The sequence below is a fragment of the Leeuwenhoekiella marinoflava DSM 3653 genome (genome assembly GCF_900129005.1).
Lineage (GTDB): Bacteria > Bacteroidota > Bacteroidia > Flavobacteriales > Flavobacteriaceae > Leeuwenhoekiella > Leeuwenhoekiella marinoflava.
Map to the genome: position 1 here is coordinate 21,511 of NZ_FQUN01000003.1, position 20,816 is coordinate 42,326.

General features: G+C 40.1%; 17 protein-coding genes and 1 pseudogene. 3 read left to right on the forward strand and 15 right to left on the reverse strand.

Annotated elements, in window-relative coordinates; all coding sequences use genetic code 11:
- Positions 1-10: 10 nt before the first annotated feature.
- Positions 11-3,436: a hypothetical protein gene (locus BUB91_RS00095; RefSeq protein WP_073095590.1), complete on the reverse strand. Its 3,426-nt coding sequence runs from the start codon at positions 3,434-3,436 to the stop codon at positions 11-13.
- A 120-nt stretch (positions 3,437-3,556) separates the two neighbouring features.
- On the opposite strand from BUB91_RS00095, the gene BUB91_RS00100 reads away from it, so the two are divergent.
- The 3 genes from BUB91_RS00100 (at position 3,557) to BUB91_RS00110 (ending at position 6,488) form a co-directional block, all read left to right on the forward strand.
- Entirely contained in the window at positions 3,557-4,324 is a 768-nt protein-coding gene (locus tag BUB91_RS00100) for an exodeoxyribonuclease III (RefSeq protein ID WP_073095592.1), read from the forward strand.
- Positions 4,325-4,404: 80 nt separating this feature from the next.
- Positions 4,405-5,364, forward strand: coding sequence for an OmpA/MotB family protein (locus BUB91_RS00105; RefSeq protein ID WP_073095594.1), 960 nt, complete (start codon positions 4,405-4,407; stop codon positions 5,362-5,364).
- Between the two features lie 89 nt (positions 5,365-5,453).
- Positions 5,454-6,488, forward strand: coding sequence for an NADP(H)-dependent aldo-keto reductase (locus BUB91_RS00110; protein ID WP_073095597.1), 1,035 nt, complete (start codon positions 5,454-5,456; stop codon positions 6,486-6,488).
- A gap of 46 nt (positions 6,489-6,534) precedes the next feature.
- Here BUB91_RS00110 and BUB91_RS00115 read toward each other — a convergent pair whose 3' ends face one another.
- From BUB91_RS00115 to BUB91_RS00175, 14 genes and pseudogenes are all read right to left on the reverse strand, one after another.
- A complete protein-coding gene (locus BUB91_RS00115; RefSeq protein ID WP_073095599.1) occupies positions 6,535-7,233 on the reverse strand; it encodes a BamJ family beta-barrel-assembly machinery protein in 699 nt (232 codons plus the stop codon).
- 33 nt (positions 7,234-7,266) lie between these two features.
- Entirely contained in the window at positions 7,267-7,557 is a 291-nt protein-coding gene (locus BUB91_RS00120) for a chaperone modulator CbpM (protein ID WP_083557790.1), read from the reverse strand.
- Entirely contained in the window at positions 7,557-8,471 is a 915-nt protein-coding gene (locus BUB91_RS00125; RefSeq protein WP_073095603.1) for a DnaJ C-terminal domain-containing protein, read from the reverse strand. Before BUB91_RS00125 ends, BUB91_RS00120 begins: the two co-directional genes overlap by 1 nt.
- A gap of 152 nt (positions 8,472-8,623) precedes the next feature.
- Entirely contained in the window at positions 8,624-9,316 is a 693-nt protein-coding gene (locus BUB91_RS00130; protein WP_073095605.1) for a ZIP family metal transporter, read from the reverse strand.
- A 3-nt stretch (positions 9,317-9,319) separates the two neighbouring features.
- The gene (locus tag BUB91_RS00135) at positions 9,320-10,048 is read right to left on the reverse strand and encodes a BamJ family beta-barrel-assembly machinery protein (RefSeq protein ID WP_083557791.1); all 729 of its coding nucleotides are present in this window, start codon (positions 10,046-10,048) and stop codon (positions 9,320-9,322) included.
- Positions 10,049-10,133: 85 nt separating this feature from the next.
- Complete coding sequence (locus BUB91_RS00140; RefSeq protein WP_073095607.1) at positions 10,134-11,498, reverse strand: acyl-CoA dehydrogenase family protein; 1,365 nt, start codon at positions 11,496-11,498, stop codon at positions 10,134-10,136.
- A gap of 76 nt (positions 11,499-11,574) precedes the next feature.
- Positions 11,575-12,714, reverse strand: a complete 1,140-nt coding sequence (locus BUB91_RS00145; protein ID WP_073095609.1) for a M23 family metallopeptidase — start codon at positions 12,712-12,714, stop codon at positions 11,575-11,577.
- 40 nt (positions 12,715-12,754) lie between these two features.
- Positions 12,755-13,831: a PA0069 family radical SAM protein gene (locus BUB91_RS00150; protein ID WP_073095611.1), complete on the reverse strand. Its 1,077-nt coding sequence runs from the start codon at positions 13,829-13,831 to the stop codon at positions 12,755-12,757.
- A gap of 70 nt (positions 13,832-13,901) precedes the next feature.
- Positions 13,902-14,042 carry a hypothetical protein gene (locus BUB91_RS20855; RefSeq protein WP_164917888.1) on the reverse strand — a complete coding sequence of 47 codons (141 nt, stop codon included), beginning with the start codon at positions 14,040-14,042 and terminating at the stop codon, positions 13,902-13,904.
- A gap of 283 nt (positions 14,043-14,325) precedes the next feature.
- Positions 14,326-14,502, reverse strand: a pseudogene (locus BUB91_RS21590) (hypothetical protein); the annotation flags it as partial.
- A 186-nt stretch (positions 14,503-14,688) separates the two neighbouring features.
- Entirely contained in the window at positions 14,689-15,471 is a 783-nt protein-coding gene (locus BUB91_RS00160) for an enoyl-CoA hydratase/isomerase family protein (protein ID WP_073095613.1), read from the reverse strand.
- 66 nt (positions 15,472-15,537) lie between these two features.
- Positions 15,538-17,001 (reverse strand): sensor histidine kinase, encoded by a 1,464-nt coding sequence (locus BUB91_RS00165; RefSeq protein ID WP_073095615.1) that lies wholly within the window; start codon positions 16,999-17,001, stop codon positions 15,538-15,540.
- Positions 17,002-17,029: 28 nt separating this feature from the next.
- Entirely contained in the window at positions 17,030-17,578 is a 549-nt protein-coding gene (locus tag BUB91_RS00170) for a CopD family protein (protein ID WP_073095617.1), read from the reverse strand.
- A gap of 138 nt (positions 17,579-17,716) precedes the next feature.
- Positions 17,717-20,812 (reverse strand): VPS10 domain-containing protein, encoded by a 3,096-nt coding sequence (locus tag BUB91_RS00175; protein ID WP_073095620.1) that lies wholly within the window; start codon positions 20,810-20,812, stop codon positions 17,717-17,719.
- Positions 20,813-20,816: the final 4 nt, after the last annotated feature.

Here is a 20,816-nt window from a genome sequence, read left to right on the forward strand (position 1 = left end):
CCATTTTATTTTAAAAGAAAGCACGTAGCTGAACCGTTCCGGTATGAATGGTACGAGTACTCTCGCTTTTACGACCAAAGTAGGATAGGTTCAAATCTAAAAATTGAGTAAGCCTTTTTTGTGCCAAAAGATTCCACGTAAAATTGCTTCCGGGTTGTAAACCTTCTAATATTTGATATGCCACAGGCGAAAAAGCACTGCCGGTAAAGTCATTTTTTATATATTTTATTTCGGCATTTAGAGACAGTTTTGAGGCTTTGCTAAACGAAAATCCCATCCCCAGATCGTGACGCGTAAGCGTTTCTTCATCACCTATCGTGTTCGCTTTTGTATTGATTGCGTAAAAAGCTTCCATACGGCAATTGTCACTAAATAAATACGAAAGTTTCGGACTTATTTCTGTTAGTGCTAAATCATAATTTCGCTGTTCAAAATTTTCTGAAATACTGGTATTTGATCCCAAATCTGCTCTTAAATTGATTAGATAACTAGACTTTACTTTGTGTAAAAAAACCAGTTGATGACTGCGCAGCTCATTAGTTTGTAATCCTAATGCTATTAAATTTTTAGTTGAATTTGCTAAGTAAGTATAACTCGTTGTATAATGCTGTTTTCCGCGATTAAAGAAAAGGGAGTTTCTAAAATTAAGGTTTAAACCCAGTGTGCTTTCGCTATCATTAAACGGGTTCAAATCAAAACTATCTCCAGCTCTCAAAACTTTACGGTCTATTAAATAACTCATCTGATTGTAAAAATGGGAAGCCATTTTTTTTAAGCCGGTTTTCCCGCTCCACTGCTGTAAATTGAGCGTGATAACCTGACTTAATTTGTTCTGATGGGTTTTTACAAAAATCCGGTTGGGCAGTAAAACCCGAATAAAATCAGCCTCGTCACTAAACTGAGCCACCTCAAATTCTTCGAGCTGCTGCACGCCATCGTCGTTATAATCATTCCACGTAAAAACGCCCTGACCTTCATCAACTTTTACATAGGTAAATTCTTGTTGTGGAAGCGTCCCGCTACTGGTCTCAAAAACCGTATTGAGCCTAATGAGGTTTTTAAACAATTTTTGATCATACAAAAGCCTCGAGTTTAGAGATTGTTCTGCCTGTATTGCCTGATTTTCATAATTCAGTTTACGATAATTTGCAAAAAGAGCCAGTGAGGTATTTTGACTCTTTACAAGCTGCGACTTAAAATAATACGTGTTGCTGTGATTTACTTGCTCTAAATTCTTACCGCGTAAACTATCATTTACCCGATAGCGATACCCCACTTCCACGAAAACACCCGTACTGTCTCCCCTACCTACAAATGCTTCATAAGCCTGAAATCGCTGACTCAACGGATCATAAGTTCCGGTTAAGGGGTTTTTACTTTCGTTGGTTTCTGCACGTACTTTTGCACCAATCCAGTTCTTTTTAATACGATAAATCGATGCTGCATTCAGTCTAAAAAAAGAAGTATTTGCAGTATCTGCCTCGGTTTTAAGATAGCTTCCGTTAAAACTGGTTCGCAAGTTTTTATGTAGAAGTGCCCCAGCAATGCTATTGCGTGATCCTGTATAATTTTTGGCGAAGGCTAAATGCTCAAACTTGTAATCAATATAACCCAAAGCCGTATCCTGATACTGCAGTCCCGAAGTTATCAACGTCTGATTTCCTTGTGGAAAAAGCGGCAAATTCCAATCTCTACTGAATTCAATAGTATAAGTACGTTCTATATTTCTAAAATCCTCCTGAATGTAATCTAGATTTCCATAAGCATCAAGCGTCTGATTTTGATTTTGAGAAACTCCTAAAAGTCGCTGCTTTACCCGAAATCTTCCGGCGAAGCCGTCATTATTAGCATCGTCCAGATCAGAAAATAAATTGAGATCCTTTTTGCTTCCTGCTCCTTCAAAAGAAATCGATGTTTTTTCCGAAGGATTATAAGCAGCTTGCATGACAGCCATTTGCAATTTAGTTGGTGCAAAAAGCCGAATCACAGGAGCATAATTTCCCTGAGGGACTCCGTTTACAGGAGCTACATATTCATAAATTCGACTAATAGTGTTCTCATTACCCAACACATAATCTCCCTGATTGGCACCCACTTGTGTAAAGCGAACGTTGAAAAGTTCGGCTTCAGGATCGTTAGAAAACACAAAAGCCTCGCGACCTTGAATGCTCACTTTTTGATACAATATTTTGTTTTCGTTATAAACATCAGGATTAGCACTAGGCGCAATCATTTGGGTAACATCATCCCCTGCTTGCTTTAAAACAGCAACCTGTTCTTGATTCAAATTTTGTAAAAGCGGTTGATTTTTAGCGTCACTTTCAGAATACACATGAGCGCGTAGCTCCAACTTATTCTCTTCAGTTTTATGACCGCCTCCCGCATAGGCAATAACACGGGTGTAATTCTGCTCGCTATACTGATACTCTACCGAAATACGCATCTCACTCGTGATGGGAAACGTGGGGTTAAACCGCAATTCACCAGCATTATAATCTATCACATAATCTGCGGTTTCCCCACGCTCCAGCAAAACACCATTCACAAAAACCCGCTCGCTACCACTCACAATGAGCACATACAACTCCCCATTAGGTCCGGTTAACTTATAAGGCCCTTGATTGCCTTCCTGGCCGGTAAATCTACTTTGTGTAAATACGCCACGCACTAATGCTCCGGTAGCAAAAACATCGGTTTCTGAGTTGGGATGATCCAGTCTTCCTCCCAGCGAAAGCCCCTGAACTTTTTTTGCAAAGCGCCCAAAATAGGAAGTCGAATTTTCAAGATTAATGTCTCCTGCTCTTATACTCCAATCGTCACTATAAAGCTCTATAAATATCTGATCAAACTCATCCAAACGTTGCGAATACCCACCGTTTTGCTGCGGAATATTAGCGTCCTGTAAAGAAGCGCGCAAGGATACCTTCTCACTTAGTTTACCGGTAATTTGCAGATCGAGTTCGCTATTGAGTGTGCTGTTCTGGTTGTTTCCGCTGGTTATCCCACGCACTAAACTCCCTGAAGTCGTCAAGCCATCAAAAGGTTTAAAAGCAGGTTTCTCGTCTTCTTCAGTTAGGGCATAAACTCTGCTTAAGTTTCCTTCACTGTTTACAACGCGCGCCGGATCATATTCAAAATAAGTTTTGGTTAAAAATTCAGGATAGATGCGATACTTAAAAATCAAAGAATCGGGTCTGTTTTGATTCCGCTTTAGCGAAAAAAGAGATCTTCCATAATCTATAATATAAGCCGAAGAATCAATCAAAACTCCTGTTGTCGTATAGACTTCAAAATCAACCGGATTGATACTTACCGAATCTAAAAGTAGCGTGTCTTGTACCGCAAGAGTCTTGGTCTTATATTCTTCAAACCGAAGTTCCTGTGCAATACTTGTCACAGAAAATACCAGTAGAACTATAATTACAAGACTTCGCATCGGCTATAAATCTACGGGAAAAAGTATAAAGCTTACTCAACTCACAGACATTTGCGCGCACGATACACGTTTCTGATTTCTGCTTAAATCGCTACCTTCGCCAAAATCCAAAATTTAAGCATGAAAATTATCACCTATAACGTAAACGGCATCAGAGCAGCTATACGCAAAGGACTTTTTGAATGGCTAAAAGCTGCAGATCCCGATGTACTTTTATTGCAGGAAACCAAAGCGCATCAAGAGCAATTAGACGTTAATATTTTTGAAGAAACGGGCTATCATGATTACTGGTTTAGCGCTCAGAAAAAGGGATACAGCGGGGTGGCTGTTCTTACTAAGAAAAAGCCGGATAATGTAGTTCACGGTACAGGCATAGAGTATATGGATTTTGAAGGTCGAAACATCAGAGTAGATTTTGGAGATTTGAGTATTATGAGCATGTATTTACCCAGCGGAACGAATACAGACCGTCTGGATCTTAAATTAAAATACATGGCAGATTTTCAGACTTATGCTGATGAACTTCGCAAAACCAGACCCAATCTTGTGGTAGGTGGGGATTATAATATTTGTCATGAGCCTATTGATATTCACGATCCTGTACGTCTTAAAAATGTAAGCGGCTTTTTACCGGTAGAACGCGAGTGGTTAAGTGGTTTTATAAATAGTGGATTTACAGACAGTTTTAGACATTTAAACCCTGATGTAGAGCAATTCAGCTGGTGGAGTTATCGCGCCAATGCCCGCGCCAATAACAAAGGATGGAGACTAGATTACAATATGGTTAGTGAACCTTTACAAGACAAGATAAAACGTGCGGTTATTTTGCCCGAAGCAAAACACAGTGATCATTGCCCGGCATTATTAGAGCTTGAACACGACTTTTAAAAATTGTTATTTTCTTGGTACCGGTAAGCCAATATAATAGCTATTTTAAACGTTACTCAACAAACTAACAAACAGATTATATGCTTAAAAAAGTTTGCCTTATTGTATGTGTTGCAGCTACATTAAACTCTTGTGTTTCTGCAAAAGTCTACAAAGATCTTGAAGCCCGCTTTGCAGATTTAAAAGCCAAAAATCAAGACCTGAATCACGACCTATCTACTTCAGAACGTTTGCGCAGGCAGTTTGAGGAACAAGCGGCTAAATTAGAAAAAGACCTAGCAAGTACCACTGCTGAACGCGATGATTTACAGCGTAAATATGCCGCAGCACAAGCAAATCTTAAGAATTTGCAAGATTCGTATGATGCATTAGAAGCGAACAGCTCTAAAGCACTGGCCGAAAATTCTCAAAAAAACCGCGAGTTATTAAGCGAATTAGATGAAAAACAAGCCGCACTTGCTGCAGAACAAACCCGTCTTGAAAAGATGCAACGCGACCTGACCGAGCGCTCTCGCAGAGTTGAAGAATTAGAATCTATGATTGCGGCAAAAGATGCTAAAATGCGTGCACTTAAAGATGCGATTTCTAAAGCCTTGGTTGATTTTGAAGGTAATGGTCTTACCGTAGAGCAACGCGATGGCAAGGTGTATGTTTCTTTAGAAAATAAATTACTATTTGATAGCGGAAGTTGGACGGTAGGAACTAAAGGTCGCCAGGCTGTAAACCAATTGGGAAGCGTCTTGGCTCAAAATCCTGAAATCGCAGTTCTTATTGAAGGACATACTGATAATGTGCCTTATGGCGGCAACGGACCGTTGAAAGACAACTGGGATTTATCGACTAAACGTGCTACTGCTATTGTTGAAATTTTGAATCAAAACAGCCAGATTGATCCTAAAAATCTCACCGCTGCAGGTCGTGGAGAATTTGCTCCGGTAGCACCTAACACCACTCCAGAAGGCAAAGCTAAAAACCGTAGAATTGAAGTGATACTTACACCTAAACTGGATGAGGTCACAAAACTGCTTAATGATATTTAGTCTGTAGACATCAAAAACTTATAGAAAAACCCTGATTTTAAAGTCAGGGTTTTCTTTTTGCAATACTTTCGCATAAAAAGCAACAGACTATGAGATATACAAAACTTCCTAGTACAGAGATTGAAGTAAGTAAAATATGCTTGGGCACGATGACCTGGGGCGAACAAAATACAGAAGCTGAAGGACATGCACAGCTGAATTATGCCATTGAACAAGGTATCAATTTTATTGATACAGCAGAACTATACAGCGTACCCGCAAGAGCAGAAACCTCCGGAAGCACCGAGCGTATCATTGGTTCGTGGCTTAAAAACCGCGGCAAACGAGATGACCTCATCATAGCCTCAAAAATTGTGGGACCGGCAGAAATGTCTAAACATATTAGAACCGGTGGTTATACCAAAGCTGAATTTAAAGATGCGATTCATAAAAGTTTAAAGCGCTTACAGACAGATTATATTGATTTGTATCAACTGCACTGGCCTGAACGTAATACCAACTATTTTGGTAAGTTGGGCTACAGCCACGATGATAAAGAAAACTGGCAAAATAACTTTGCCGATATTCTTGAAAACTTACAAGAATTTGTAAAAGAAGGTCTTATCAGACACGTGGGACTAAGCAACGAGACGCCTTACGGTCTTTCTCGTTATTTAGAAGAAAGCCGCAACGGACTTCCTAAAATGATCACCGTTCAAAACCCATACAACCTTTTAAACCGAAAAGATGAAATAGGCCTCACCGAAATTATGCATCGAGAAGAAGTGGGGTATTTAGCCTATTCACCAATGGCTTTTGGTGCACTTTCGGGTAAATATATAAACGGTACAGACACACCAGACTCTCGCATAAATAAATTTCCACAATACAGCAGATATTCTAACGAACAGGCTGTTGGCGCTATAAAACGCTATCAGAAAGTTGCTGAAAAACACAACCTGTCTTTAGCGCAAATGGCATTGGCTTTTGTGACAGACCGGCCTTTTATGGCCGCTAACATTATCGGTGCAACTTCTTTAGAGCAACTTAAAGAAAACATAAGCAGCATTAATCTTAAACTAACTCCTGAAATTTTAGAGGATATCGAAGCAGTACATACTGCAATCCCTAATCCTGCGCCTTAATTTCAAAGAATATTCATAATAAAAAAGGCCGCTAAACTAAAAGACTTTACTTTATTTCAAGTAATTCTATATCAAAAATCAAGGTTGAAGATGGTGGGATTTCACCCATATCACGATCGCCGTATGCCAAATCAGCCGGAATATAAGCACGATATTTTGCGCCTTCTTTCATCAACTGCAATACTTCAGTCCAACCTTTTATGACCTGGCCAACCCCAAAAGTTATGGATTCTCCGCGTTCGTAGGAACTATCAAAAACGGTTCCGTCAATTAATTTACCCTCATAATTAACCTCAACTTTATCTGAAGCTTCGGGCATAGCACCCGTTCCTGCTTGTATGATTTCATACTGCAATCCGCTTTCGGTTGTGATTATTCCTTCTTTTTTTGCGTTTTCGGCTAAAAATTCTTTTTGAGTTTCTACGCGTTTTTTTCGCTCTGCTTCTTTTAGCTCAGTAAGCTTTTGATTAAACTTTACCATTACCGCTCTCCCCTCTTTTTCAGAAATCACAGAACTGTCTTTAAGCGCTTCCTGGAAGCCTTCTAAGAATACTTTTTTCTCAAAATAATTATCATAGGCAACAGGATCTTTTTTAATACTCTCTGCAATAGTCACGCCCATATAGTAAGCCACAGAATCCTGAAAACTCTGAAATAAAGGTTCCTCTTCAACAACAACTTCTTTTGTGCCGCCACAGTTTAAAAACAAGAATCCCAATGGGATATAAAACAGTATTCTTTTCATATAATGAGTATCAAATTTAATTAAGCTGCTAAACTACTCATAAATACGCAGTCTGTTTTGAGTTTTTATAAGTTGTCTGTTTAAATTTTCAATTTTATGAAGCAAATTGAGAATGACATCTATACCTTCAATATTAATATCTAGCTCGTTATGAATACGCATAATTTTTTCAAAAACAGGAATGCTGTCGTGATGTAAACAACGCGTTTGAGATACGGTAACCACTTCAAGAACTCCCTTGTCGTGTAATTCGGTAAAAAACGTGTGTTCTATGTGGTATTGCTCACATAATTCTAATACAGGAATATAATCTGGAGTGCTCATCAGGATCTTAATTTTGCAAGTTCTTCAAATAATTCTTTTTCTTTAGCCGAAAGATTTTGGGGCATTTTAACCTCGTAAGTAATGTATAAATCGCCAGCCTGACCTTCCTTTTTGTAAACCGGAAAGCCTTTGCCTTTGAGTTTTACTTGTTTGCCGTTAGGAGTCTCTGGAGCAACTTTTAGCTTGACACTGCTATCAAAGGTCTCTATGACCAACTCCCCTCCTAAAATTGAAATATACAGGTCTAAAGGAACAGTTTTATACAGGTTAGCACCATCTCTTCTAAAAGAGGTGTTGTTGTTTATAGTAAACTGAAGGTATAAATCCCCGTTAGGGCCACCGTTTACGCCCGGACCACCATAACCTTTGATTTTTATGGTTTGCCCATTTTCTACTCCGGCAGGGATTGTAAGGCGTATATTTTTACCATTAACAGTAAGGGTACGTTTGTGTTTCTCAAAAACTTCACGCAGGTCAAGTTCTAGCGTTGCGTTAAAATCCTGCCCTCTAAATTGTGCTTGCCGGCCTCCGCCGCGAAAACCACCACCGGCACTTCCGCCAAACATAGAACCGAAAAAATCTGAAAAATCTCCTTCGTCAAAGCCTCCGCTGTATTGGGCGCGTCCACCGCCAGACCCAGATCCGGAATATTGACTACGCTGTTGTTCTGTCTGCTCGTAGGCATCAGCGTGTTGCCAGTCTTTCCCGTATTTATCGTATTTCTTTCGGTTTTCGGGGTTACTCAAAACTTCGTTAGCCTCGTTAACCTGTTTGAATTTTTCTTCAGCTTCGGTATCCCCCGGATTTACATCAGGATGGTATTTTCGGGCAAGTTTGCGGTAAGCCTTTTTGATTTCAGCCTCACTAGCCGATTTATCAAGACCCAAAACCTTATAGTAATCTATGTAAGCCATTTTGTTAAATGATTAAAGAATTTAGAAACAGAATACCTCTGTCTTTCTTCCTTTAAAATTACGCGGTTTAGCGTAAAACTAATTACATACTCTTTTAAAATTTAGTTAGAATATAAGGTGGATCTGAAGGGTTTCCGCGCAAGCGAAAGTTATTAGCTAAGACTGTTCAAATAAAATGCAAGAATGAGACCTGTAGCAGTGGCAATGCCTGCCCAGTAACTATCTTCTTTGTAAGCTTTAGGGAAAACTTCAATAGCTAGAGAAGCAACTACGGCACCACCTGCAAAACAGCGTATATAAGCCAATGTCTCGTCTGGAACATCAGCAAGCAATTGATTGCCTAAAAATGCTGCAAGTGATAAGATTAAAGCTGTTGCAGACCACAACAAAAGTACTTTCTTTTTAGAAGAACCGTTTTCGGTCATTTCTTTTGCTCCGCCTGCAGCTTCAGGAAGGTTAGATAAGAAAATAGAACCCGATAATGCAGCAACCGTAAGTGCGTCTGCTCCTATAAGTGCTACTCCCAGTGCAAGATTTTCAGGAATTCCGTCCAGAGTAATTGCAGCGAGTAACCCCCCACCACTATCTGAACCCCATTTTTTCTTCACCAGATAATCAAGTGCGGTAAAAACACCTGCCCCGGCGAGAACAATTCCTAGTGCGACAGCCACATTTGCCTTTTGCATCGCAGGATTTATCAACTCGATTACTGTAGAAACAATAAGGGCTCCTCCTGCTAAAGCAACGAGAAAGCCCTCTGTTTTCTTCCGTAAATTACCGTAAATACCCCAGATTGCTCCAAATAGAAGCGCCCCAGAAACTACGGCTATTACTATAAATGTCAATTGTTATTCTGAATCTTTAACGTCAATCAATTCTACGGTGAACATAAGTGTTGCTCCAGGTCCTATTTTAGCACCAGAACCTCTTTGACCGTAAGCTAAATCTGAAGGAATATAAAACTCATACTTAGCTCCTTCTTTCATCAATTGTAGACCTTCTGTCCATCCTTTGATTACTTGATTTACACCAAAAGTAGCCGGTTCACCGCGATCGTAAGAACTGTCAAAAACGGTTCCGTCTAATAATTTACCTTCGTAATTTACTTCAACTTTATCTGTTGCAGATGGGCTGTCACCAGTTCCTTCTTCGATTACTTTGTATTGCAATCCGCTTTCGGTAGTTTGAATACCCTCTTTAGTAGCATTTTCTTTTAAGAAAGCTTCTTCTTTCTCTTTATTTTCTGCTGCTTTAGCCTCTTGCTCTTTTTGCTGCTTTTCGCGTAATTGCGTTTGGAATTTCTGCATCACTTGCTGCATCACTTCCTGTGGCATTTCTACACTATCAGTAAGCGCTGTGCGCACACCTTGCTCATAAACATCTACATCAAAAAACTCATCAGGATTATCTCCTAAAGCTTGTTTAAATTGTGCTCCGGTATTAGCACCTATGATATAAGAAACAGAATCTTTGAACGTTTTTAGATCTGCATCGCCTCCTGAATTCATCTTTGAATCATTGCAGTTCACTAATGTAAGCGCAACAGGTAACGCTAGAAATAATCTATTGAATTTCATTTTATAAATTTTAAATTTTTCAAGTGCAAATAACGGGATATTAAAACACCTATAAAAATCTTTTGGAATCTATTATAATATAGAACTAACTTACAAAGGCACTATAACCCGTAATCGCCCTACCCACGATAAGGGAATTTATCTCTTTTGTACCCTCATAACTGTAAATCGCTTCTGCATCAGCTACAAAACGAGCTACATCATACTCCAGCAAAATACCGTTACCGCCCATTACCTCACGAGCGCGGCTTACTACATCACGAGTTCGCATCGAGCAAAAGACTTTTGCTAAAGAAGCATGCTCATCGGTCAACTGGCCACCATCTTGCATTTCGCTTAAGCGGAAACAAAGTGTTTGCATCGCAGTAAGATTTGATACCATTTCTACCAGATGATTTTGTATCAACTGAAAACTAGCAATTGGGCGACCAAATTGCTCTCGTTTCTTAGTATATTTCAACGCTGCTTCATAAGCCCCGCGCGCGCAACCTACTGCCTGCCACGCCACGCTAGCACGTGTCATTTGCAATACTTTTGCGGTGTCTTTAAATGAGTGGGCATTTTGCAAACGGTCACTTTCAGGAACACGACAATCTGTGAGTGTGATCAGGGCATTTTGTACAGTACGCAAGGCCATTTTATCTTTCATCTTTTCGGCTTTAAAGCCGGGATTTTCTTTGCGTACGATAAAGCCTTTTACGCGACCGCTTTCTTCATCGCGTGCCCAGATAATTGTTATATCAGAAAAGGTTGCATTACCTATCCATTTTTTTTGTCCATTTAAAATCCATTCTTCACCTTCTTTTCTACACGTTGTTCCCAGTCCCCCGGCAACACCAGAACCTACATCGGGCTCTGTAAGACCAAAAGCGCCTATTTTTTCAAACTTCTGCATTTTAGGCAACCAGTATTCTTTTTGTTCTTCGCTTCCGCAGAGGTAAATAGAACCCATTGCCAGACCACTATGTACGCCGAAAAATGTCGAAATAGAAACATCAACCCTCGCGAGTTCCATCGCCAGGATTCCTTCCATCATAAAAGACTGTCCGGGACAACCGTAACCTTTATAGGCGATACCTGCTAAATTAAGTTCTGCGAATTTAGGGATAATCTCGTGTGGAAATTCGGCTCGATTCCAGAAGTCGTTAGCGATAGGTTTTACTTCATCTTCCATAAAATTGCGCATCTTCATCTGAATCGCTCGCTCTTCAGGAGAAAGCTTTTGAGCGAGGTTGTAAAAATCCCCATCAATGGGTGGCAATTTATGTTGGCCTTTCTTTGCTTGAGAATTCAACATTTTCATCAAACCTTTCAGTTGACGGTCATCAAGATTTCCCACGGCACTCATTACCTGAGACAAATCAACTTTCTGAGAGAGTTTTGCCAAAGCATCTAAATCTATCGATTTCAAGAGGTCTATTGTATTTTTTACTTTTCCGAATAACGACATCGTTTGCGTTTTTATAGTTCAGTTTAAAAATACCAAGCTTTTAGCGCTCTTGCAGCCAAAGAAACGTTAATTACAACTAAAGCGGAGTCATTAAACTTTTATGTACAAAAGCGCGCTTTGCTCCTGAAGTTTCAATGTGTAACCAATCTGCTGTTTTACCTAAAAGATTTACCGTATCCATACGCGTGAGTGATCCTATTTGCTCTGACTTTGCTGAAGCGCTACTTCTCAAATTAGCACGAACCGACTTTACCAAATAGCTGTTGTAAAATTCCGAAGCTTCTTGATCGGCTACTAGTTGAGGCTCTTCTTTTAAGAACGGCAATGGGTTAATCGCTCCGCTACCATGGCTGTAAACTCCAAAATGCAAATGCGGCGGTGTGGTGCGCGCATTACCCGTATTGCCTACCAAGCCTAACGTATCTCCTATTTTTACGCGCTGGCCATTAGTCGCAATAATACTGTCTAAATGCGCATAATACAAACTGTTACCAAAGAGACCGTCTCGCAACCAAACCTGTTTACCACCCAGACCACGATTACCGGTTCTGCTCACATACCCGTCTATACTGGCGAGGACAGGCGTACCTCGTGATGCAAAAATATCTACACCCTCGTGATTGCGCTTACCGCCGTCTCTTGGCGCTCCCCAAAAACTTTGAATGGCTTTTTTACTAGAAACACCCGCTACCGGAAAACTATACCCAGGCTCGCTTGATATAGTGATTCTAAAACTTGACGCAGCATTTAATTGAGGTTGAAAAACCACTTTATAAACCGCTGATTTTTTAGGTGAAAAATTTAATGTTGAATTTTCATAAGCCGCCTGCTTCTCTAATTTAAAAGGAGAAATACTATCTGAAGTCCTTTCGTAAAGATCAATAAACACCAATGGATGTAAGGTGTCTGTCAAAACACTGAAGTCGTATTTGCGACCACGCTCCAAATTGAGTTCATACCCATAAACCGGATTCATTTTAGGATTGAATATCCCGGTTTCTTGATAAGGAGAAGTTACGTGTAAACTGTCTCCAAGCGTTTCTTTAAATGCCATATTCCAAAAAATATAGGGTAAAGAATCTGATTCAAAATTGCGTGCATAAACTTCTCTTGCAGTGGGCTGTGTTATAAAATCAGTAGCCTTAGTCAGCTTATTACAGGAAGCGAACAACAGCAATCCGATTATTATAAAATATATTTTTTGATTATTTAGCATAGTTTATAATAATATGCAGAAACTGTGCCAATTAGAATCTTTAAAATAGAGAAAGTTGCCCCGGTCTGTATTGTTCAAACAAATCACAATTGAGCGGTGCAATGTTTTTACCTTTAAGGAATTTCTTTCGTCCCAGTTCCATTTGCGCTTTTATCTGATTGGCAAACTCCCCGCTTCCGCGCATTCTGCGACCAAATTGCGAATCATTTAAAGTGCCCTCGTGACAAGCCGCGATCTGATTGAGCACTTTATCTGCCCGGTCTGGCATTGCCGTTTTGATCCATTGTTCAAAAATTTTACCGATAGCACCATTGAGCCGAACTACCGTATAGCCTACTGAATGCGCGCCGTGATCTGCCGCCGCTTTGATGAGTGGTAGCACTTCGTGACTGTTGATTCCCGGGATTATAGGGGCAGTCATCACATTTACGGGAACACCTAACTCTGCTAATTTCTTTAGCGTTTCTAAGCGTTTTTTAATACTTGCGGTACGCGGCTCAAGTAATCTTCTGGTTTTTTCATCTAAAGTGGTGATAGACATATTTACCTGAATCAAATTGTTTGCAGCCAATTCTTTAATAATGTCAAAATCTCGCTGAATCAAAGCATTTTTGGTAATAATAGCTACCGGATGCCGGTATTTGTAAAACGCCTCCAATAAACTGCGGGTGATTTTAAATTGCTTTTCGGCGGGCTGGTAGCAATCTGTATTTCCCGAAAGTACTATGGGAGTCGCTTTCCAACTTTTTTTGGTCAGTTGCTTTTCTAGCAAGCGCACCGCATTGCGTTTGACTAAAATGCGACTTTCAAAATCAAGACCGGCACCGTAGCCCCAATATTCGTGTGAATTACGCGCATAACAATATACACAACCGTGCTCGCAACCCTGATACGGATTTAAGGAATACTCCATACCCACATCCGGACTATCCACTTTATTGACGATGCTTTTAGGAAAGGTATCAATGTACAAGGTTTTGAGATTCTGCGGCTCATCGCCTTCCTGCGCACAATAATTTAGAAAATCGTCTCGCAATTCATGACTGATTTGATCAAACCGATTTGCAATTTGTGCCTGAGCTCCCCGCCCTTTTAAGTGTTTTCTTTCCGTTCGCATATAAAAGGATTTATTACAAATATATGGAATAATTCCTATAATATACTTAACATGTTTTACCGCTATAATCCTATTGAACTATATTATTTTCAATTGCGAACATCTTCCCTTTATCAGTCAGCATCATATCACCATCATCGTATTGCATTATATATCCAGCTTCTTTAGCTTCCTTAATTAGGATATCTAAATAGATTTTTGAAATACTCATTTTCCTATTAATTATTTTATAATGACTGTAATCTTTTCCTTGTTCAAAATCCTCAACTAGATGGGAGATTAATTCTATTGAGCTACTTTTTGTTTTAAGTTTTTCTACGCTAATGTATTTTTTGAAAGGATTACTAGCTACTTCTGGTTTTTTTAAAAGAGGGCTTTGTGAATAGTTCTAATTAATTCATCGATTGCAAATTCATATTTATCATCAGTTGAAAAATCTATATAGAGTTTTGTTTTTATAAAAGTTGGTACATTATTAATCGTATTATTTCCAATTAAAGGAATAACTTTTTTTGGTTTATATTTTCAAGAAGATTTGATATAATAATTATTTTTTCATATCCAACTCCACCTTTTCCGCTATTTGCTTTTTCAACGTAATTACTACTACAAATCATTAGTACATAGTCCGATTTTTCTAGATTATTCTCCATAAAATGTGGTAAATCATCACCCGGCTTTAGCTCCTATTGATCAATAATGGCATCAATGCCATTGTTCCGTAGCCTTAATGCTAAGTCAAGAGTCCCTTTTTTATGGCATAATGTATCGTGTGAATAGGAAATAAAACTCTGGGTATTGACATATAAACTTTTAAAAAGTATACAATTGTCAGATATCATCAGCTTTAGGCCCACTTATTTCCCCGGAAATTCCGCTTTACGTTTTTCTAAAAAGGCGCTGGTGCCTTCTTTAAAATCTTCAGTACCAAAAGATGCTCCAAAACCCTCAATCTCGGCATCATATCCGTTTACTCCGGTTTTGAATCCGGCATTTACCGCATGTATCGCTGTAGCAATTGCCACCCCGCTGTTGTTTAAGATTTTTGCTGCTATTTTTTCGGCGTGCGACATCAATTCTTCCTGCATGGTCACGTGATTCACCAAGCCGTATTGTAAAGCCTGATCAGCATTGATCATCCCTGCAGTCATAATCATTTCAAACGCGCGACCCTTGCCTACGAGTTGTGGCAAACGCTGCGTCCCACCATAACCGGGGATGAGTCCCAGAGAAGTTTCCGGCAAGCCCATACGCGCGTTATCACTGGCAATGCGAATGTGTGCCGCCATCGCCAATTCTAATCCGCCTCCTAAGGCAAACCCGTTTATAGCTGCGATAACCGGCGTGCTTAAATTTTCGATAAAATCGAATAATAATTTTTGCCCTTTTCGCGCCAGCAATGCTCCTTCTTCTTCCTCAAAATCAGAAAATTCACTGATGTCTGCGCCGGCAACAAAGGCTTTCTCGCCGCTTCCGGTCAAGATGATAACACCTATATCTTCATCGGCATCTGCTTCGGCAAAGGCATCATGCAATTCTTGTATGGTTTCGCGGTTGAGTGCGTTTAACTTTTTGGGTCGATTTATAGTTATGACAGCCAATTGGTCATCGACTTCATAAATAAGATTTTCAAAATTCATAGTCGTCATTTTTGTTCCACAAGGTGGAAGTTATTGCTTTTTGTAAGGCGCGATTTTCAGGTAGATTTATACCTCAGCAATAGGAAAAGTTACTTTAAAAACGGTTCCTCTTTCAGCCTTAGTAGTAAAGGTAATGGTTCCGTTATAGGTTTCCACAATATTTTTTACCATCGCCAGACCCAGACCCATTCCGCTGGATTTTGTGGTAAATTTTGGCTCAAAAATCTTTTCGGCATTCTCTTCAGAAATGCCGTGACCGTTATCACAGACCAGGATGCAAACCGTATCTTGATCATCTTTAATCTCAACACGAATTTTAGGATCTTCAACATCTTCAGTAGCCTGAATCGCATTTTTAACCAGATTGGTGATCACTCTAATAAGCTGAGTACGGTCTAGTTTTACCGTTATTTCTTCGGAATCTGTACCAAAAGTAAGGTAATGCTCTGTAAAGATATCCAGAGCTAGTTTAGTAACAAAAACCACGTTTAATGTTTCGTTCTGCTGAGCCGGCATTTTAGCAAAATTTGAAAAAGCCTCTGCAATCGAACTCATGGTGTCTATCTGCTGAATCAACGTTTTACTGTATTCATCTAACTTTTTATGAATGTCTGGATCTTCAGGATCAAAACGCCGTTGAAAACTCTGTACCGTCAAACGCATAGGCGTCAGCGGGTTCTTAATCTCGTGCGCCACCTGCTTCGCCATCTCACGCCACGCTGCTTCCCGCTCACTTTGTGCAAGTTTTGCAGCACTGCTTTCGAGTTCGTCAATCATCCCGTTATACGACCGTACCAAATTGCTGATTTCTTCGCTGGCATCATCAATCTCAATACGCTGGTTGCGTTTATCGAGACGCGTCTGAACCATCTTATCGCTTATGGTTTTTAAGCTTCGGGTGATGTATCTCGAAAGAAAATAGGAAAGCGCTGTAGCGATCAAGAGCATAAACAAATAGCCTTCTGCAAGTCGGCGTAAAAATTCGTCCAGTTCGCGCGTGATAAAATCATCATCCTGTATATAAGGAAGATTCAATATCGCCAGCGGCTTAAACTGGTTATCGTTGATATAGGTATATGAAGATTGATATTTAACACCATCAATTTCAGACTGTACCACCCAGCGCTTTGTGGGCATATTCGCGAGGCCTTCTAAAACAGACGGATTTAAGGCAGTCTCCAGTGTATCTTCGGTGAAGCTTTCTTTTGATTTAACCAAAAGCTTTCCGTTGAGATCATAAATATTAATGGGTAACTCGTGAACATCTGCAATGCGGTAGATGTCGTTATAGTACTTTAAAATAGACGGAATATTCTTAGAAATGACCTCATAGGTCGTTTGGTCAAAAACGTATGCAATCTCTGCCCTGATCTGATCTTCTTTGCGCAATAAGCGGTCTCTATGATATTCTTTTGCCTCTTCTTTATATTGAACGACACTAATAATCCCAATGAGGATCGAAGCTCCCAAAATGAGAAATACCATCCCAAAAAAGATACGCAGGCGTAAAGAAAGCTTATTGAATTTCATTGGCAGATAGGTATCAAAAACCGCGCCGTTAGGCGTTTGGGTTTTTATCGCGTATGCTTTTATAAAGTTTTATTCCCAACATTAAAAGTATTGCCAGTGTAATTAAACCGGCTAGTCCCCAGATCCAGTTGGTAGCACTTTTAGTAATTACCAGAAAAATTACCGCAAAAAGAATCAAGGTTGGCCCCTCGTTCCAGATGCGCATAAACTTTGTGCTGTACTTAAAATTACCAGCTTGCAACTGCTTATAAATCTGATGGTTTTTAAAGTGATAGGCATATAGTAAAACAACAAAACCCAATTTGATTTGCATCCATGGTGCGTACAAAATTCCTGAATTTAAATGCAACATCGCAAAGGCAAAAACACTTGCCAAAATCATTGATGGCCACGTGATTATTTTCCAGAGACGTTTAGTCATTAAAGCCAGTTGATCGCCCAGAATTGCTCGAGCCGGTTGGGGTTTTTGAGAAGCTTCAATCTGATACATAAACAAGCGCGGCACATAGAATAAGCCCGCAAACCATGTCACAATAAAAATAAGGTGCAGGGATTTTAAATAGTTGTAATATTCCATACAGCAAAGGTAACTCTAATTGCCCGTTGTGTGAAGGGATAATATAGTGCTAAAACAACTGCAGTAGTATTAAAACCACCCCTCAATTTCTGCGAAATTGTTTCCCCTCCTTTGAAAAGGAGGGGAGCTTCAAAAGGACTAGTCCTTTTGAATAAAAAGGTAGTTGAGCTGCATTGCATTAAACTCTTTGTTGAATGCAGCAACCTCATCGCTAACCAACTTGTCAAACTTGTTTAATTCTGAATCTATTTTAGCTGTTAGCTCGTCTTTTACCGTTACATCCTGATCTGTAGGAGCAAAATCTCCCATCCCCACCAGTGCATTTAAATGTGCCAATTTATTAGTCAGTTTTATTGGAAAATTCAATGGGTCCTGACCGCTTCGATTTTTAGTTTGATACAAAGCTTTTTCAATTTCCTCCAGATCTTCGCGTAGTTCTTTAGACTTTTCGCGCAGTTCTTCGGTATCTGCATTGTCTTTGTATTGCTTTTCAAAAGCGCTCAACTGCCCAGTGATATTTCTGATCTTTTTGATGCTTTTGTGCGCGTGATCTACCGTTTTATTTACATCCGTTATAAAGTCAAATTGTGCCTGCATATCTGCCACAGAAGCTTCAGATCGCGGATCTGCTAAAACCGTATAAGGTTGTGCGTAATCTGTTCCGTTTACATTGAGCGTTACGGTATAATTTCCAGGAATTTGTTTAGGCCCTTGCGTGCTTGCCCACCATAAAATCATTCCGTCAAGTCGCTCTGCTCCTTCGTAAGTCATATCCCAATTGAACTGATTTGCGCCTTCTCTAACTTTTAGTTTGTCTTTTTCACCTTTGTTACTGTATGACTTGATTGTATCGTTTTTAGCATCAAAATACGTGAGTGAAACGCTATCTTTTTCTGCATCATATTTTGGTAAATAGAAGTAGGTCATTATGCCGCTTGGATGATTAGTTCCTGCGAAATTAGAAGTTCTACTACCGGCATCCATTCTATAGGTATCTTTGGGTTTGTATAAATGCACAGCACCTGCATCATTCATCGCTGAAGCCTGATGCAACACACTCAAATCATCTATAATATACAAACTACGCCCCTGAGTCGCGACGATAAGATTGTTGTTTTTTAATGCCAAATCGGTAACAGGAACGATAGGTAAATTCATCTGAAAAGGCTTCCAGTTTTTACCGGCGTCAAACGAAATATACATTCCAGTTTCGGTACCGGCATATAACAATCCTTCCTGCTCCGGATCTTCACGAACGACACGTGTAAAATGTTCTGTTCCGATCCCGTCAGTAATTTTATTCCAGGTTTTTCCGTAATCTGTGGTTTTGTATAAATACGGAGCGAAATCTCCGGTTTTGTATTTTGTTCCGGCGATATAGCAAGTTCCTTCATTAAAATAACTCGGTTCAATACTGTTAATCATCATCCATTCGGGCATTCCTTTTGGAGTAACATTTTCCCAATTTGTGCCTCCGTCACGGCTTACGTAAACCAAGCCGTCGTCACTACCGGTCCAAAGCAGTCCTTCTTTTAACGGACTCTCATTTGCTGCAAAAATGGTACAATAATATTCCACGGAAGTATTGTCTTGTGTGATTGGTCCCCCAGAAGAACCTTGCTTCGATTTATCATCAGTTGTTAAATCCGGACTTATAACTTCCCAGCTTTGTCCCTCATTTGTGGTTTTGTGCACGTGATTACTGAAGGTGTACAACACATCAGGATTGTGTCTAGAAAACATGATGGGGAAATTCCACTGAAAGCGGTATTTCATATCTTCTGCTCCGTGCCCCATAGGATTATCTGGCCACACCGAAACCGAACGCACGCTGTTATTCTCATGATTTACACGGGTTAAGAATCCATCATAACTTCCTCCGTAAACAATATTTGGATTTTCGGGATCTACGGCGATATGCGCACTTTCTCCACCGGCTGTGCTCTCCCAGTCCTCTTCGTTAATACTATAACCATCTGTGCGATGCGGAATACGAACCGTGCTGTTATCTTGCTGGGCCGCATAAATACGATACGGAAACTGATTATCTGTAGTCACCCTGTAAAACTGCGCTGTAGGCTGGTTGTGGTAAGTACTCCAAGTTTCCCCTCCATCGTAAGTAATCTGTGCACCGCCATCATCCCCCATAACCATACGCATAGGATCTTCAGGAGCAATCCACAAATCGTGGTGATCCCCATGCGGCGCATTGCTGCTTTCAAAAGATTGACCACCGTCTGTACTTTTATGATAGCTTACATTAAGCACATAAACCACATCTTCATCCTGCGTATCTGCATAAACTTTGGTGTAATACCAAGCACGTTGTCTTAAGCTTCGGTCATCGTTGACGAGTCTCCAAGATTCTCCACCGTTTTCACTTCGGTATAAGCCGCCTTTATCTTTATTTTCGACCATTGCAAAAACCCGATCAGAATTTACCGGTGAAACTGCCACACCAATAATCCCCAATGTGTCTTTTGGGAAACCTTCATTTTTTGAAATCTCTTTCCAGGTTGAACCGCTGTCTGTAGATTTCCATAAAGCTGAACCTTCACCTCCACTTATAAAACTGTAAGGCGTCCTGCGAGAATGCCAGGTCGAAGCATATAAAATACGCGGATTATTAAGATCAAACGTCAAATCTATCGCTCCGGAATCTTCATTGGCAAATAAAACACGCTCCCAAGAAGCTCCGCCATCTGTAGATTTATAAACACCACGCTCTTGAGTTGGCTTATAAATATCTCCTAAAACTGCTGCATAAACAATATCTGGATTTGTAGGATGTACGCGTATTTTAGAAACGTGACGGCTTTTTGACAAGCCGGCTTTTTCCCAGGTTTTACCAGCGTCTGTAGATTTCCACATCCCGTAACCGGAAGAGACATTTCCGCGCAGCGTATTTTCACCACCACCTACATAAATAATATTGTGATCGCTGGATGCAATTGCTACCGCACCAATACTTCCACCAAAAAAACCATCTGATATATTATCCCAAGAGCGTCCACCGTCTTTGGTTCGCCACACACCTCCGCCGGTTGCTCCAAAATAAAAAAGATTGGGTTTACCCGGAATACCGGTAACAGCGGCGCTTCGCCCTCCGCGAAAAGGCCCCAACAAACGATATTCTAAAGCTTCATAAAGAGACGCATCAACATCCTGAGCAAAACCAGAACACGTTGAAAGAATTAAAACAGTACAAAATAATCGGAGTAAAAATTTATGCATACTT

Bases quoted from the DNA above. Each gene is read 5' to 3' on its own strand.
- BUB91_RS00100 (WP_073095592.1), top strand. From the start codon at position 3,557: ATGAAAATTATCACCTATAACGTAAACGGCATCAGAGCAGCTATACGC.
- BUB91_RS00145 (WP_073095609.1), bottom strand. From the start codon at position 12,714: ATGCTAAATAATCAAAAAATATATTTTATAATAATCGGATTGCTGTTG.
- BUB91_RS00110 (WP_073095597.1), top strand. From the start codon at position 5,454: ATGAGATATACAAAACTTCCTAGTACAGAGATTGAAGTAAGTAAAATA.
- BUB91_RS00095 (WP_073095590.1), bottom strand. From the start codon at position 3,436: ATGCGAAGTCTTGTAATTATAGTTCTACTGGTATTTTCTGTGACAAGT.
- BUB91_RS00160 (WP_073095613.1), bottom strand. From the start codon at position 15,471: ATGAATTTTGAAAATCTTATTTATGAAGTCGATGACCAATTGGCTGTC.
- BUB91_RS00105 (WP_073095594.1), top strand. From the start codon at position 4,405: ATGCTTAAAAAAGTTTGCCTTATTGTATGTGTTGCAGCTACATTAAAC.
- BUB91_RS00150 (WP_073095611.1), bottom strand. From the start codon at position 13,831: ATGCGAACGGAAAGAAAACACTTAAAAGGGCGGGGAGCTCAGGCACAA.
- BUB91_RS00120 (WP_083557790.1), bottom strand. From the start codon at position 7,557: ATGAGCACTCCAGATTATATTCCTGTATTAGAATTATGTGAGCAATAC.
- BUB91_RS00165 (WP_073095615.1), bottom strand. From the start codon at position 17,001: ATGAAATTCAATAAGCTTTCTTTACGCCTGCGTATCTTTTTTGGGATG.
- BUB91_RS00125 (WP_073095603.1), bottom strand. From the start codon at position 8,471: ATGGCTTACATAGATTACTATAAGGTTTTGGGTCTTGATAAATCGGCT.
- BUB91_RS20855 (WP_164917888.1), bottom strand. From the start codon at position 14,042: ATGAGTATTTCAAAAATCTATTTAGATATCCTAATTAAGGAAGCTAAA.
- BUB91_RS00140 (WP_073095607.1), bottom strand. From the start codon at position 11,498: ATGTCGTTATTCGGAAAAGTAAAAAATACAATAGACCTCTTGAAATCG.
- BUB91_RS00115 (WP_073095599.1), bottom strand. From the start codon at position 7,233: ATGAAAAGAATACTGTTTTATATCCCATTGGGATTCTTGTTTTTAAAC.
- BUB91_RS00170 (WP_073095617.1), bottom strand. From the start codon at position 17,578: ATGGAATATTACAACTATTTAAAATCCCTGCACCTTATTTTTATTGTG.
- BUB91_RS00175 (WP_073095620.1), bottom strand. From the start codon at position 20,812: ATGCATAAATTTTTACTCCGATTATTTTGTACTGTTTTAATTCTTTCA.
- BUB91_RS00135 (WP_083557791.1), bottom strand. From the start codon at position 10,048: ATGAAATTCAATAGATTATTTCTAGCGTTACCTGTTGCGCTTACATTA.